We start from the raw sequence: 13,781 nt of genomic DNA, 5'->3' as shown, positions 1-13,781 counted from the left end.
GGCCTCACTGATCAGACTGGGCCACCAAGCAGAAAATCAAATCACTTGGCCGGTGCATCTTCAGCTGGCGTTTCAGGCGCAGCGGTGTTCTTGATGAACCACTGCGCGCCCCAGATGCCCACTTCATACAGCAGGCACATGGGCACCGCCAGAGCGAGCTGTGAAATGACATCGGGCGGCGTCACCACAGCGGCGATGACAAATGCGACGACGATGAAATAGCCGCGGAACGCCTTGAGCTTCTGCACCGTCACCATGTTTGTCTTCACCAGCAACACCACCACGATAGGTACCTGGAACGCCAGACCGAAGGCCAGGTAAAGCGACAGAATGGCTTCCACGTACGACGCAATGTCGGGCGTGGCCGCGACGCTGGCGGGGGTGAACTGCTGGATGAAGCCAAACATTTTGTCAAGCACGAACAACTGCACAAAGGCAATGCCCACGTAGGCCAGCAGGCTGCCCAGCACGATCAGTGGGATGGCAAAGCGCTTTTCATGGCTGTAAAGGCCCGGAGCCACAAAGGCCCAGATCTGGTACATCCACCACGGCAACGACAGCAGCAGGGCCGCCATGGCCAGCACCTTGATGGGCACGAAAAACGGGGAAAACACGCCCACCGCGATCAGCTTGGCACCCGGGGGCATGTGGGCCCTGATCGGCGTCGCGATCAGGTCGATCAGCCCACTGGGGCCCGGCCAGAAGGCCAGCAGCGCCATGCAGATGGCCAATCCCACAATGCCGTAGAGCAGCCGATCACGCAGCTCCATCAGATGCTGGACAAAAGGCTGCTCGGAACCGGCGAGTTCGTCGGTGGAATCTTTGGGGTCGGACATCAACGGGGAGCGGTAGTGGAGCGAGGACGGAAGCGCGCCACGCGCGCGGCACCCGACTGGGTGCGGGTACGGATGCCCGTGCGGGCCTTGTACCACTGGGGCATGGCCTTCTGCTTGATGCGCCAGTTCTTCTTGGGGTGCTTGTAGACCGGGTGCAGGTCGGAGCCGATGGAGCCCAGCGCATCGTCGTAAGAGGCCGTACTGCCGTCCAGGCCGGCGGTGGCTTCGGACCACGATTTTTCGAAATCACCGGCACCCGTCTGCACCGACGATTCGACATCGCGGGCCGCGCTCTCGACCGACTCCTTCATTTTCTTGAGCTCTTCAAGCTCCATCGAGCGGCTCACCTCCGCCTTGACGTCCGAAACGTAACGCTGGGCCTTGCCCAGCAGGGCGCCCACGGTGCGCGCCACGCGGGGCAACTTCTCAGGACCGATGACGATCAGCGCCACCGCCCCGATGAGGGCGAGCTTGGAAATGCCCAGATCAATCATGTATCGGTCATCCGGAAATCAAGGCTGGCGCGGGTATGCCCCGCGCCAAGGTCACAGCGGTTCAGAGAACAACCGCGGGTGTCACAACTTCAGCTTTTTTGCTTGGCTTCGACGTCGATGGTGTTCTTGTCGGTCCGAGTGTCTTGCGTCACTTGGCCGGGAGGCGTCGAGGCGGCGTCGTTCGCGCTCTGGCCGCCCTCCTTTATGCCGTCTTTAAATCCCTTGACGGCACCACCCAAGTCGGAGCCGATGTTCTTGAGCTTTTTTGTCCCGAACACCATCACGACGATCAGCAGCACGATCAGCCAGTGCCAAATCGAGAAGGAACCCATAATTTTCTCCAGATATTGAAATAGAGCGTTGGACGCTGTGGGTGGGATTCTAAGCCCGGGTCAGAGTTCAGAAGTCCCTCAAAGGGAATTCCCGCGCCTCCGCCAAATACCCCCCCGGCCGTTGTCAGCCCCGCAACCAGGGACGTGGTCCGCCCATGATGTGCACATGCAGATGCCGCACTTCCTGTCCACCTTCGGTGCCGGTGTTGCACACCATGCGGAATCCGCCATCGGGATACGGATTGCACCCTTGCTCCAGAGCGAGTTTCGGTGCAAGCACCATCATGCGCCCCATCAGACGCTCGTGCTCGGGTGTGAGCTGAGCCATCGAAGCGATGTGCGTTTTGGGCACCATCAGAAAATGAACCGGCGCCCACGGATGGATGTCATGGAAAACGAGCAAGTCCTCGTCTTCGTACACCCTCTTCGAGGGGATCTGGCCAGCGATGATCTTGCAGAAAATGCAGTCCGGGTCGTGCGTGCTCATGGGCAGGAATGGTCAGTCGGGCAGGGATTGGCTGGCGTTCATGCGCACCATGCCCTTGACGATGCGGTAGAGGAACCAGATGGAAATGATGGCCCAGGCGATCGCACCAGGCAGGTACAACAACAGAAACAGCGGGAAAGTCACCACGTAGAGCACGCCAGCCCAGATCACGGTGCGGATGCGCCATGAAAAATGGCTGGCCTGCCAGGTGCCTTCGGCGTCGGACCTCTTCACCAGGTCGATGATCAACGCAACGATCAGCAGTCCAGCGCCCACTTGCGCTCCAGGAATGACTGCGGCCACAGCCACGATCAGATGCAGCAGGTAGCTGACCCAGCCGATCGTCTTGAGCGACTCGGCTTTCTTGCTGTCGACGGTTTTGACGTCGATGATGTCGCCCATGTTGGACCTTTCAGGATTTGGACTCGGCTTCGCGCGCCACCGCCTTGCGCAGCGCTTTTTCTTCCAGGCCACTCAGGCCCTCGCGCCGCGAGAGCTCGTCCACCACGTCAGCGGGCGTCTTGCCATAGTGCGCGAGCGCGATCATGCAGTGAAACCAGAGATCGGCCACTTCATTGACCAGCTTCTGGCCGTCACCACCGTGGTCGCAGTCCTTGGCGGCCATCACGGTTTCGGTGGCCTCTTCGCCGATCTTCTTCAGGAAGGCGTCAGGACCTTTGTGCAGCAGGCGCGCGACGTAGCTCTTTTCGGGATCACCACCATTCGCTGGTTTTCGGCTTTCAATCACGGCGGCCAGGCGCGCCAAGGCATCGGTGGAAGACATGGGGATCATTTGTAAATGGATTCGGGATCTTTGAGCACCGGGTCGACCGCGTGCCATTGCCCGTTTTCATGGCGTTGGTAGAAGCAGCTGTGGCGCCCGGTGTGGCAGGCGATGCCCGGTTCATGGCCGAGTTGAGTGACCTTGAGCAGCACCACGTCGTTGTCGCAGTCGAGGCGGATGTCGTGCACCGTCTGCACATGGCCCGACTCTTCGCCCTTGAACCAGAGCTTGTTGCGTGAGCGGCTGAAATACACCGCGCGGCCGAGTTCGGCCGTTTTCTGCAACGCTTCGCGGTTCATCCAGGCGAACATCAGCACATCGCCACTGGTCGCTTCCTGCGCGATCACCGGGACCAGCCCCTGGGCGTCCCATTTCACTTCGTCCAACCATTTCATAGCGGGAATCTACCATGTGTGCGGCACCCGACAGAGGCGCAGGCCGAATGACGGTAGGATGGATTTTTTATCAACACCTGCTCCACTCCGGGAACGGGTTCACCAACAGGCTCCCGATATGAAGATCCGAACGCTCATCCTCATCCTGTTCATTCTGCTGATCGCCGGCTTCGTGGCCCTCAATGTCGAACAGGTTCTGCAACCCACGGCGCTCAACTTCGGATTCACCCAGGTACAGGCCCCACTGGGACTGGTGCTGCTGGGCATGCTGACCTTGGTGTTGGTGGTTTTTCTGCTCGCGCTGGTTTATTACCAGACGGTCCATCTCATGGAAGTGCGACGCATCACGCGAGAGGCAACCGAACAGCGCCATCTCGCCGACAAGGCCGAAGCGTCCCGTTTCACCGAACTGCGCCAGTACCTGCAAACCGAGATGCAGGCCGCGGCCGCGCGCGAACTGGAACTGTCGGAAAAAGTGCAGCAGAAGATGGAGCAATCACAGGCTGCGCTGACCCGGGTCATCGAACAATCCGGCAACGGTCTGGAGGCGAGCATCGGTGAACTGGAAGACCGGATGGAGCGGCAGTGGCAGAACACCCCTCCGCACAACACCTGAATCGCTTGCGGTCAGATCCGCACCGGTATGCCGCGCTCGGCCATACGCGCTTTGGCCTGGGCCACGGTGTATTCACCATAGTGGAAGATGCTGGCGGCCAGGACGGCATCCGCCCCGCCCTGCTGCACGCCATCGGCCAGGTGGTCGAGGTTGCCCACGCCGCCCGAGGCGATCACCGGCACATCCACCGCATCGGCCACGGCCCGGGTGAGTGCCAGGTCAAACCCTGATTTGGTCCCGTCGCGGTCCATGCTGGTGAGCAGGATTTCACCAGCACCGAAATCGGCCATCTGCTTCGCCCAGGCGATGGCGTCCAGCCCGGTGTTCTTGCGTCCTCCGTGGCTGTAGACATCCCACCCCGCTCCGCGAGCAGCCAGATCGTCGCCGTGGCGGCGCTTGGCATCGATGGCGACCACGATGCATTGCGCACCGTATTTGTCTGACGCGTCGCGGATCACCTGCGGGTTGGCAATCGCTGCCGAGTTGAAGCTGGTCTTGTCCGCGCCCGCGTTGAGCAGGCGGCGCACGTCTTCCACCGTGCGCACACCGCCACCAACGGTCAGCGGGATAAACACCTGCGAGGCCACCGCCTCGATGATGTGCAGGATCAGGTCGCGCCCATCGCTGGTGGCGGTGATGTCGAGAAACGTGAGTTCGTCGGCGCCCTGCTCGTTGTAGCGTGCCGCGATCTCCACCGGATCACCGGCATCACGCAGCTCGACGAAGTTGACGCCCTTGACCACGCGGCCACCGGTCACGTCCAGGCAGGGAATGATGCGTTTGGCGAGCATGCTCAGCCGTTCAACTCGTCAGCAAGATTCTGCGCGGCTTCGAAATCGAGGTCACCGCTGTAAATGGAGCGGCCACAGATCACGCCCTCGACGCCCTCGTCCTCGACATCGCAGAGTTTTCGGATGTCTTCCAGGTTGGACAGACCACCCGAAGCGATCACGGGGATGGACAGCGCCTGCGCCAGCTTGACGGTGGCTTCGATGTTGATGCCAGAAAGCATGCCGTCGCGGCCGATGTCGGTGTAGATGATGGATTCGACACCGTAGTCTTCGAACTTCTTGCCCAGGTCCACCACTTCGTGGCCGGTGAGCTTGCTCCAGCCATCGGTGGCGACCTTGCCGTCCTTGGCGTCCAGGCCCACGATGATGTGGCCGCCGAAGGCGGTGCAGGCGTCCTGCAGGAACCCCGGGTTCTTCACCGCAGCGGTGCCGATGATCACGTAGCGCAGACCAGCGTCAAGGTAGCGCTCGATGGTGTCGAGATCGCGGATACCGCCGCCCAATTGCACGTCCACCTCAGAGCCGATGTTCTTGAGGATGGCGCGAATGGCTTGCTCGTTTTTCGGCTTGCCGGCAAAGGCACCGTTGAGGTCTACCAGGTGCACGCGGCGTGCGCCCTTGTCGACCCAGCCCCGCGCCACGGCGGCCGGGTCTTCGCCGAACACGGTGGTCTGGTCCATGTCGCCCTGCTTGAGGCGAACGCACTGGCCGTCTTTGAGATCAATGGCGGGAATCAGCAACATGATGGTGTCAATACAAGCGGAAGGACTCAGGGATTCCAGTGGAGGAAGTTGCGGTAGAGCGCCAGCCCCTGATCGGCGCTCTTTTCGGGGTGAAACTGGGTCGCAAAAATATTGTCACGGGCGATCGCCGCAGCGAACCGCCCGCCGTAGTCGGCCTCGCCCACGCAATGCCGCAGACTGGCCGGGTGCGCGTAATAGCTGTGCACAAAATAAAAATAGGCGCCGTCATCGATGCCAGCCCACAGCGGATGTGCCGCTCCGCGGCCCAGATTGTGGAACACCTGGTTCCAGCCCATCTGCGGCACCTTGAACCGGCTGCCGTCGGCCTGCAGGCGGCCTTCAAGACGGAAGCGCACGACCTCGCCCGGAATCAGACCCAGGCCATCGGTCGGGCCTTCTTCGCTGCGGTCGAGCAACATCTGCATGCCCACGCAGACACCAAAGAGCGGTTTGTTCGCTGCTGCGTGCAACACGGCCTCTTTCAGACCGGAAGCCGCCAGTTCGTTCATGCAGTCGGCCATGTGGCCCTGCCCGGGCAGCACCACGCGTTCGGCGTCGAAGACCGCCTGGGGATCGGACGTGACGAGCACTTCCAGACCGCTGCCCGCGGCCACATGCACCACGGCCTGCGACACAGAGCGCAGATTACCGCTGCCGTAGTCCACCACGGCGACTGTCTTGGATTTCATCGGAGCGAGGGAGCAGAAAAACTCAGAGCGAGCCTTTGGTCGAGGGAATCACGTCACCCAGGCGCGCGTCGCGCTCCAGCGCCATGCGCAGCGCGCGGGCAAACGCCTTGAACACGGTCTCGGCCTGGTGGTGGGCGTTTTCGCCGTGCAGGTTGTCGATGTGCAGTGTCACGCCGGCGTGGTTGACGAAACCCTGAAAAAACTCGAAGGCGAGCTGCGTGTCGAAGCCGCCGACCATGCCGCTCTTGAACGGCACGCGCATGTGCAGGCCAGGACGGCCCGAGAAATCGACCACCACGCGCGACAGCGCCTCGTCGAGCGGCACATAGGCGTGGCCGTAGCGGCGGATGCCCTTTTTGTCGCCCACGGCCTTGGCAAAGGCCTGGCCGAGCGTGATGCCCACGTCTTCCACCGTGTGGTGGCCGTCGATGTGCAGGTCGCCCTGGGCCTGGATGTCCAGATCGATCAACCCGTGGCGGGCGATCTGGTCGAGCATGTGATCGAAGAACCCGATGCCGGTGGACAGCTTCGCCGCACCCGAACCGTCGAGGTTGATGCACACGCTGATCTGCGTTTCCGCGGTGTTGCGCTGGACCTCGGCCACGCGGTCGGCGGCAGCGGCAGGGGAAACGGAGGACATGACGGTCATAGGGTTTGTTGCAGGGCGCTGATCAGCAACGCGGTCTCGGCGGGTGTCCCCACCGTGAGACGCAGGCAGTTGGCCAGCGATGGGTGCATTTTAGAAACATTCTTGACCAGAATGCCGCGCGCCTTCAACCCGTCGAAGCAGCGTTGTGCATCGGGCACACGCGCCAGCACCATGTTGGCGTCGCTTGGGAACGGCGTCACGCCCGGCATCCGGGTCAGCGCATCGAGCAGCACCGCCCGCTGCTCGCGGATCTGCGCGGCTTGCTGGGCGAACACATCGGCGTGCTCCAGCGCAAACAGCGCGCATTCGGCGTTGAGCACACTCACGTTGTAGGGCGGGCGCAGCTTGTCCACCTCGTGCATCAGCGTCTGGGGCCCGAGCATGTAGCCCAGGCGCACACCGGCGAGACCGAACTTGGAGAGCGTGCGCATGAGCAGCACGTTGGCGTTCGCCACCGGGTTGGCGCGGATCTCGTCGAGCCAGCTGCGGCTGGAGAAGGGCTGGTAGGCCTCGTCCATCACCACCAGACCACCGAACGTGGCGGCCTCGGCAATCAGGCGGCGGATGACTCCTGCGTCCCAGAGATTGGCGGTGGGGTTGTTCGGGTAGGCAATGTAGGTGATGGCGGGTTGGTGCTCGCGCATGGCGGCCAGCATGGCGGCCTCGTCGAGCTCGAAGTCGGCCGTGAGCGGCACGCCGTGGAATGCCAGGCCCTGCAGCTGTGCGCCCATGGCGTACATGACGAAACCCGGCATGGGCGACAGGATGGACGCACCGGGCACGTCGCAGGCCATGGCCAGCAGAGAAATCAGCTCGTCCGAGCCGTTGCCCAGCATCAGGGCACAGCCTTCGGGCAGGTCTACGTAGCGCGCCAGCGCCTGCTTCAGCTCGTCGATGCGGCCGCCGGGGTAGCGGTTGATCGCCACAGCACCCAAGCGCTCACCGAGTTTCTGCTGCAGTTCGGGGGAGAGTGAAAATGGGTTCTCCATCGCATCCAGCTTGACCATGCCAGCCGACTCCTGGATGGCGTAGGCGTGCATGGACTGGATGTCCTGGCGGATGAAACGCAGCGGGTTCGGGATGTTCATGGCGTTCATTTCGCGACTCGCATGGGGGGAACTTCGTTCAGGCGCATCTCCGCAGCACGAGCGTGGGCCTGAAGGCCTTCGCCATAGGCCAGCTCGGCGGCGATAAGGCCCAGAGTCTGGGCGCCCGAGGCGCTGACCTCGATCAGGCTGCTGCGTTTCTGGAAGTCGTACACACCCAGCGGGGAGGAAAAACGGGCCGTGCCGCTGGTGGGCAGCACGTGGTTGGGACCGGCGCAGTAATCGCCCAGGCTTTCGCTGGTGTAGGCCCCCAGGAAAATGGCGCCGGCGTGTTTGAGCAGCGGCTCCCAGCGGTGCGGCTCACTGCTCGACACCTCCAAATGCTCCGGCGCGATGCGGTTGCTGATGGCGCAGGCCTCTTCCATGTTGCGCGTCTGGATCAGCGCGCCGCGGTCGTTCAGGCTCCTGGCGATGATGGCCGCGCGCGGCATGGTGGGCAGCAGGCGGTCGATGGCGGCCTGCACGGCTTCGATGTAGGCCGCGTCCGGACAGAGCAGGATGCTCTGCGCCAGCTCATCGTGTTCTGCCTGAGAGAACAGGTCCATCGCAACCCACTCGGCCGGTGTGCTGCCATCGGCCAGCACCAGGATTTCGCTCGGTCCGGCGATCATGTCGATGCCCACGGTGCCGAAAACGCGCTTCTTGGCACTGGCCACGTAGGCGTTGCCCGGGCCGGTGATCTTGTCGACTTTGGGCACGGTGGCCGTGCCGTAGGCCAGCGCGGCCACGGCTTGCGCGCCGCCGACGGTGAAGGCGCGCGTGACACCGGCCACATAGGCCGCTGCGAGCACCAGAGGGTTCTTCTCGCCACGCGGCGTGGGCACGACCATGATGATTTCAGCCACACCCGCCACATGTGCCGGGATGGCGTTCATCAGCACACTGGATGGATAAGCCGCCTTGCCACCGGGCACATAAATGCCCACGCGGTCCAGTGGTGTGACCTTCTGACCCAGCAGGGTGCCGTCTTCATCGCGGTAGCTCCAGCTCTCGCCACTGGCACGTTTCTGCGCCTCGTGGTAGCTGCGCACGCGGCGCGCGGCGGACTCCAGCGCGTCGCGCTGGACGGCGGGCAGGCTGTCAAACGCGGCTTTCAGTTCGGCCTGGGTCAGCTCCAGTGCCTTCAGGCTGTCCACGCTCAGGCCGTCAAAACGCGCCGTGTACGCCAGCACCGCCGCATCGCCGCGCTGCTGCACATCGGCCAGGATGTCCGCCACGCGCTGCTCGATGGCGCTGTCCGTGTCCGCCGACCAATGCAGCCGGGCCGCGAACTGCGCCTCGAAATCGGCCGAGGTGGTGGACAGACGGAGGGGCGCGGCGGTGGGGCTCATGACAGAACGGCGTTCTTTGGAATGGCGTTGGAGAATGCGTCGAGGATGGGCCGGATGGCGGCCTGCTTGAGCTTGAGAGCGGCCTGGTTGACCACCAGGCGCGAGCTGATGTCCATGATGCGTTCGACCTCGACCAGATGGTTGGCCTTGAGCGTGTTGCCGGTGGACACCAGATCGACGATGGCATCGGCCAGGCCGGTGAGCGGCGCGAGTTCCATGCTGCCGTATAGCTTGATCAGGTCCACATGAACGCCCTTGCTGGCGAAGAACTCTCGTGCAATCGTGGTGTATTTGGTTGCAACCTTCAGGCGCGAGCCCTGGCGCATGGCCGAGGCGTAGTCAAAGTCGTTGCGCACTGCCACGCTCATGCGGCATTTGGCGATCTGCAGATCCAGCGGCTGGTACAGGCCCTGGCCACCGTGTTCGATCAGTGTGTCCTTGCCGGTCACGCCCAGATCGGCGCCGCCGTACTCGACGTAGGTGGGCACGTCCGTGGCCCGCACCAGCACCACGCGCACGCCGGGCTGGTTGGTCGGCAGGATCAGCTTGCGCGACTTTTCCGGGTCTTCGAGCACCTCGATACCCGCAGCAGCGAGCAGCGGCAAGGTTTCGTCAAAGATGCGGCCTTTGGAGAGGGCGAGTGTGATCATTTGATGCGCTCGATGTCTGCGCCAATGCCGCGCAGCTTGGCTTCCATCTGGTCGTAACCACGGTCCAGGTGGTAGATGCGGTCAACGATGGTCTCGCCCTCGGCCACCAGACCGGCAATCACCAGACTGGCGGAGGCCCGCAGGTCTGTCGCCATGACGATGGCGCCTGACAGCTTGTCAATGCCTTCGACCACCGCCACCTTGCCATCGGTCTGGATCTTCGCACCCAGGCGCACCAGCTCATTGACGTGCATGAAGCGGTTTTCAAAGATGGTTTCGGTGACCTTGCTGGAACCCGTGGCAATGCAATTGAGCGCCATGAACTGGGCCTGCATGTCGGTCGGGAAACCCGGGTATTCGGTGGTGCGGAAGCTCTGCGCCTTCAGGCGGCCCGAGGCGCGAACGCGGATGAAGTCGTCACCGGCCTCGATTTCAGCGCCCGCGTCGTGCAGCTTGTCGATCACCGCGTCCAGATGTTCGGCCCGCGCGTGGCGCAGGATCACGTCACCGCCCGTGGCGGCCACCGCACACAAAAAGGTGCCAGCCTCGATGCGGTCGGCCACCACCTGGTGGGTGCAGCCGCGCAGACGGTCGACACCCTGGATGTGGATGCGGCTGGTGCCGTGGCCTTCAATCTTGGCACCCATGGCGATCAGCATCTCGGCCAGATCGGTGATCTCGGGCTCCTGGGCGGCGTTCTCCAGCAGGGTTTCGCCCTCCGCCAGTGCCGCGGCCATGAGGAAGTTTTCGGTGCCGGTCACAGTGATCATGTCGGTGGCGATACGCGCACCGTGCAGGCGCGTCTTGCCCGCCGGCAGCTGCGCCACCATGTAGCCGTGTTCGACCAGGATCTCGGCGCCCATGGCCTGCATGCCCTTGATGTGCTGGTCCACCGGGCGCGAGCCGATGGCGCAGCCACCCGGCAGCGACACCTTGGCGTGGCCAAACCGCGCCAGCAGCGGGCCCAGCACCAGCACCGAAGCACGCATGGTCTTGACCAGCTCGTAGGGTGCTTCGGGTGTCAGCGAGTCGGGCGCCCGGAAACTCATGCCACCGCGCTCGCCGTGCGTTTCGGACTGCACACCCATGTTGTCCAGCAGCAGCCGCATGGTGGCCACATCACGCAGACGCGGCACGTTGGTCAGCGTCACCGGCTCGGCGGTGAGCAAGGTGGCACACAGCTCAGGCAGGGCAGCGTTTTTGGCTCCGGATATGGTCACTTCGCCATTGAGGGGGCGTCCACCGGTGATGCGCAGTTTGTCCATGGGAGAGAAGTCTTTCAGTTAGTGCCGGACAACCACCACTGCACCGCGCGGGTCCAGATCACCGCAGAACCGGCTTCGCCGGGCAGCAGGTGACGCCCCTGGGGGGTGACGCGAAGCGGCGCCGGGGGGGTCATTTCGCCGCCCATTCGGCGGGGGTGTAGGTCTTCATCGACAGCGCGTGCACTTCATCGCTCTGGATGCGCTCACCCAGCGTGGCGTACACCCGCTTGTGCCGGGCAATGGCGCGCAGGCCCTCGAAAGCCGGGGAAACGATCACGGCCGCCCAGTGGCGGCCATCGCCGGTGACTTCAAGGTGCTCGCAGGGCATGCCCGCGGCGATCAGTTGTTGCAGTTGGTCAGCGGTCATGGCGTTCGATGGAATCAGTGGCGGATTTTGTAGCCGATGCGCAGCAGGTGCAGCGCCACGGCACTGACCAGAACAAACGCACTCCCGACCAGACCCAGACTCAACCAGGGCGAGACGTCGCTGACGCCAAAGAACCCATAGCGGAAGCCGTCGATCATGTAGAAAAACGGGTTGAGGTGGCTCACGGTTTGCCAGAAATCCGGCAGGGAATGGATGGAGTAGAACACGCCCGAGAGGAAGGTCATGGGCACGATGATGAAGTTCTGGAACGCGGCCATCTGATCGAACTTTTCCGCCCACAGACCGGCAATCAGCCCCAGCGCGCCCAACAGGCCAGCCCCCAGGAATGCAAAGACGAGTATCCACAGCGGCGCCTCGAGGGTGGGCCGGGCAAACCACCAGGTCGCCAGCATCACTCCCGCGCCCACGGCCAGGCCGCGCGCCACGGACGAGCCCACATAGGCCACGAACCAGGCGCGGTGCGACAGCGGCGTGAGCTGCAAAAACACCAGATTGCCCATGACCTTGCTCTGGATCAACGAGCTGCTGCTGTTGGCGAACGCGTTCTGCAGCACGCTCATCATCACCAGACCGGGCAACAGGAACGCGGTGTAGCTGACCGACTCGTAGACCTGAACGCGGTCTTCGAGCACGTGTCCAAAGATCATCATGTACAGGATGGCGGTGATCACCGGGGCGGCCACCGTCTGGAAACCCACCTTCCAGAAGCGCAGGATCTCTTTGTAGAACAGCATTTGCCAGCCGGTCATGGTGAATTCGCCCCCACGCTCGGCACTGGCGTGTCCTCGCTGCCCCCCATGGGGGCGGTTTCCGCCTTGGGACGGCCCGGCGGCGTAACCCCCTCCTGCGCACGGTGCGCCAAGTTGCTGCCTTCGATCACCTCAATGAACACATCCTCCAGATCGGCTTTACGAATCTCGATGTCGTCCACATGCACACCGGCTTCGCGCACGCTGGCCAGAATGCGTTCGACCACTTGCGCGTCGTTGGCGGGCAGTTGCACCACGCGCCCGGTGACCCGGGCCATCGCCGCAAGATCGTCGGGCAGCGTGTCATCCGTCTTGAAACGCAGCACGTTCGACGCCGCACGCCTGAGCAGTTCGGAGGTGCGGTCCAGCGCCACCACTTCGCCGCGGTTGAGCATGGCGATGCGGTTGCACAGCGCTTCGGCTTCTTCCAGGTAGTGGGTGGTCAGCAGCACCGTGCTGCCTTGTTTGTTGAGCTGGGAAATGAAATGCCACAGGGTCTGGCGCAGTTCCACGTCCACGCCTGCGGTGGGCTCGTCAAGCACGATCACCGGCGGCTTGTGCACCAGTGCCTGCGCCACCAGGACACGGCGCTTCATGCCACCAGAAAGCTGGCGCATGTTGGCGCCGGCTTTGTCGGTCAGGCCCAGGCCCGCGAGCAACTCGTCGATCCAGGCGTCGTTGTGGCGGATGCCGAAATAACCGGACTGGAAACGCAGCGCTTCACGCACGTTGAAAAAGGGATCAAACACCAGTTCCTGCGGCACCACACCGAGCGCACGGCGCGCAGCCTGGTAGTCGGTTCGAACATCGTGTCCTTTCACCAGCACGCGCCCACCGGTGGCGCTGGCCAGCCCGGCGAGGATGCTGATGAGGGTGGTTTTCCCCGCTCCGTTGGGGCCCAGCAATCCGAAAAATTCACCGGACTGGATATCGAATGACACCGCCTTGAGCGCATGCAGGTCGCCGCGGGAAGAAGGATAGATCTTGGAGACGTTCTGAAATGAAACTGCAGGCATTGCGGGTGCGGGACCACGAGATCACCGGCCCTGACCAGGACATCTGATCACGGCGGGACAGCTTTGTATTTTAAGCCTGTGCGCAACGACTCTGCGGGTACGGTGCCAACAGCCCTGCCGGTTCCCCCCGGAGCTAACCACGCACGGCTGCCCGCAACCTCAGCCTGGCAACAACTCGCTCATGCCGTAAAGGCCGACGAGATCGCGCAAACGTTGAGGAATGTGAGTAACCTGCAGGGTCTTGCCTTGCGCCAGCAGCCGCCGACGGAGTTCCAGCAAAACCGCAACGGCCGATGAGTCACACACCTCCAGCCCGCTCGCATCGATCTGCAAGGACGCTGCCGTCTGACTGGCCAGCGCGGTGCCGAGCTGCTCCAGGGTCTGCACCGCCTCATTGAGGGTCAGCTGCTGCGGCAACCGGGCCGCAGCAGCCACCACCATGCTGTCGTCGCTCATGTGT

General features: G+C 63.2%; 20 protein-coding genes. 1 reads left to right on the top strand and 19 read right to left on the bottom strand.

Going from position 1 to position 13,781, the window contains the following annotated elements; genetic code table 11:
• Positions 1-41 precede the first annotated feature (41 nt).
• From tatC to hisI, 7 genes are all read right to left on the bottom strand, one after another.
• Positions 42-836, bottom strand: coding sequence for a twin-arginine translocase subunit TatC (gene tatC, locus ACN5W5_RS20860; protein WP_420050358.1), 795 nt, complete (start codon positions 834-836; stop codon positions 42-44).
• Complete coding sequence (gene tatB / locus ACN5W5_RS20855) at positions 836-1,330, bottom strand: Sec-independent protein translocase protein TatB (RefSeq protein WP_420050357.1); 495 nt, start codon at positions 1,328-1,330, stop codon at positions 836-838. Before tatB ends, tatC begins: the two co-directional genes overlap by 1 nt.
• A gap of 89 nt (positions 1,331-1,419) precedes the next feature.
• The gene (tatA, locus tag ACN5W5_RS20850) at positions 1,420-1,662 is read right to left on the bottom strand and encodes a Sec-independent protein translocase subunit TatA (protein WP_420050356.1); all 243 of its coding nucleotides are present in this window, start codon (positions 1,660-1,662) and stop codon (positions 1,420-1,422) included.
• A gap of 124 nt (positions 1,663-1,786) precedes the next feature.
• The gene (locus tag ACN5W5_RS20845; protein ID WP_420050355.1) at positions 1,787-2,149 is read right to left on the bottom strand and encodes a histidine triad nucleotide-binding protein; all 363 of its coding nucleotides are present in this window, start codon (positions 2,147-2,149) and stop codon (positions 1,787-1,789) included.
• 12 nt (positions 2,150-2,161) lie between these two features.
• Positions 2,162-2,551: a DUF4870 family protein gene (locus ACN5W5_RS20840; RefSeq protein WP_420050354.1), complete on the bottom strand. Its 390-nt coding sequence runs from the start codon at positions 2,549-2,551 to the stop codon at positions 2,162-2,164.
• Positions 2,552-2,561: 10 nt separating this feature from the next.
• Positions 2,562-2,933, bottom strand: coding sequence for a phosphoribosyl-ATP diphosphatase (locus ACN5W5_RS20835; RefSeq protein ID WP_420050353.1), 372 nt, complete (start codon positions 2,931-2,933; stop codon positions 2,562-2,564).
• A 5-nt stretch (positions 2,934-2,938) separates the two neighbouring features.
• Complete coding sequence (gene hisI / locus ACN5W5_RS20830; RefSeq protein ID WP_177133164.1) at positions 2,939-3,337, bottom strand: phosphoribosyl-AMP cyclohydrolase; 399 nt, start codon at positions 3,335-3,337, stop codon at positions 2,939-2,941.
• 109 nt (positions 3,338-3,446) lie between these two features.
• Here hisI and ACN5W5_RS20825 point away from each other — a divergent pair, with 109 nt between their 5' ends.
• Positions 3,447-3,944: a lipopolysaccharide assembly protein LapA domain-containing protein gene (locus tag ACN5W5_RS20825; RefSeq protein WP_420050352.1), complete on the top strand. Its 498-nt coding sequence runs from the start codon at positions 3,447-3,449 to the stop codon at positions 3,942-3,944.
• A gap of 11 nt (positions 3,945-3,955) precedes the next feature.
• On the opposite strand, the gene hisF is transcribed toward ACN5W5_RS20825, so the two are convergent.
• From hisF to ACN5W5_RS20765, 12 genes are all read right to left on the bottom strand, one after another.
• Complete coding sequence (gene hisF / locus ACN5W5_RS20820; RefSeq protein WP_420050351.1) at positions 3,956-4,735, bottom strand: imidazole glycerol phosphate synthase subunit HisF; 780 nt, start codon at positions 4,733-4,735, stop codon at positions 3,956-3,958.
• A gap of 2 nt (positions 4,736-4,737) precedes the next feature.
• Positions 4,738-5,478 (bottom strand): 1-(5-phosphoribosyl)-5-[(5-phosphoribosylamino)methylideneamino]imidazole-4-carboxamide isomerase, encoded by a 741-nt coding sequence (hisA, locus tag ACN5W5_RS20815; RefSeq protein WP_420050350.1) that lies wholly within the window; start codon positions 5,476-5,478, stop codon positions 4,738-4,740.
• Between the two features lie 26 nt (positions 5,479-5,504).
• Complete coding sequence (hisH, locus tag ACN5W5_RS20810; RefSeq protein ID WP_420050349.1) at positions 5,505-6,167, bottom strand: imidazole glycerol phosphate synthase subunit HisH; 663 nt, start codon at positions 6,165-6,167, stop codon at positions 5,505-5,507.
• A 22-nt stretch (positions 6,168-6,189) separates the two neighbouring features.
• Positions 6,190-6,807, bottom strand: coding sequence for an imidazoleglycerol-phosphate dehydratase HisB (gene hisB, locus ACN5W5_RS20805; RefSeq protein WP_420050348.1), 618 nt, complete (start codon positions 6,805-6,807; stop codon positions 6,190-6,192).
• A gap of 5 nt (positions 6,808-6,812) precedes the next feature.
• Positions 6,813-7,913, bottom strand: a complete 1,101-nt coding sequence (gene hisC / locus ACN5W5_RS20800; RefSeq protein WP_420050347.1) for a histidinol-phosphate transaminase — start codon at positions 7,911-7,913, stop codon at positions 6,813-6,815.
• Positions 7,910-9,253, bottom strand: coding sequence for a histidinol dehydrogenase (gene hisD / locus ACN5W5_RS20795; RefSeq protein ID WP_420050346.1), 1,344 nt, complete (start codon positions 9,251-9,253; stop codon positions 7,910-7,912). Before hisD ends, hisC begins: the two co-directional genes overlap by 4 nt.
• The gene (gene hisG / locus ACN5W5_RS20790; RefSeq protein ID WP_420050345.1) at positions 9,250-9,903 is read right to left on the bottom strand and encodes an ATP phosphoribosyltransferase; all 654 of its coding nucleotides are present in this window, start codon (positions 9,901-9,903) and stop codon (positions 9,250-9,252) included. Before hisG ends, hisD begins: the two co-directional genes overlap by 4 nt.
• Complete coding sequence (gene murA, locus ACN5W5_RS20785) at positions 9,900-11,168, bottom strand: UDP-N-acetylglucosamine 1-carboxyvinyltransferase (RefSeq protein WP_420050344.1); 1,269 nt, start codon at positions 11,166-11,168, stop codon at positions 9,900-9,902. The genes hisG and murA overlap by 4 nt, the downstream gene beginning before the upstream one ends.
• 130 nt (positions 11,169-11,298) lie before the next feature.
• The gene (locus ACN5W5_RS20780) at positions 11,299-11,535 is read right to left on the bottom strand and encodes a BolA family protein (RefSeq protein ID WP_420050343.1); all 237 of its coding nucleotides are present in this window, start codon (positions 11,533-11,535) and stop codon (positions 11,299-11,301) included.
• Between the two features lie 14 nt (positions 11,536-11,549).
• Positions 11,550-12,305: an ABC transporter permease gene (locus ACN5W5_RS20775; RefSeq protein ID WP_420050342.1), complete on the bottom strand. Its 756-nt coding sequence runs from the start codon at positions 12,303-12,305 to the stop codon at positions 11,550-11,552.
• Positions 12,302-13,321 carry an ABC transporter ATP-binding protein gene (locus ACN5W5_RS20770; RefSeq protein WP_420050341.1) on the bottom strand — a complete coding sequence of 340 codons (1,020 nt, stop codon included), beginning with the start codon at positions 13,319-13,321 and terminating at the stop codon, positions 12,302-12,304. Before ACN5W5_RS20770 ends, ACN5W5_RS20775 begins: the two co-directional genes overlap by 4 nt.
• Before the next feature lie 159 nt (positions 13,322-13,480).
• Positions 13,481-13,777: an STAS domain-containing protein gene (locus ACN5W5_RS20765; protein ID WP_420050340.1), complete on the bottom strand. Its 297-nt coding sequence runs from the start codon at positions 13,775-13,777 to the stop codon at positions 13,481-13,483.
• Positions 13,778-13,781 lie beyond the last annotated feature (4 nt).

The sequence above is a fragment of the Hydrogenophaga sp. ZJX-1 genome, assembly GCF_048590325.1.
Classification (GTDB): Bacteria; Pseudomonadota; Gammaproteobacteria; order Burkholderiales; family Burkholderiaceae_C; genus Hydrogenophaga.
Note: the sequence above shows the minus strand (reverse complement) of the source record. Positions and strands in the feature narration are given on the sequence as shown.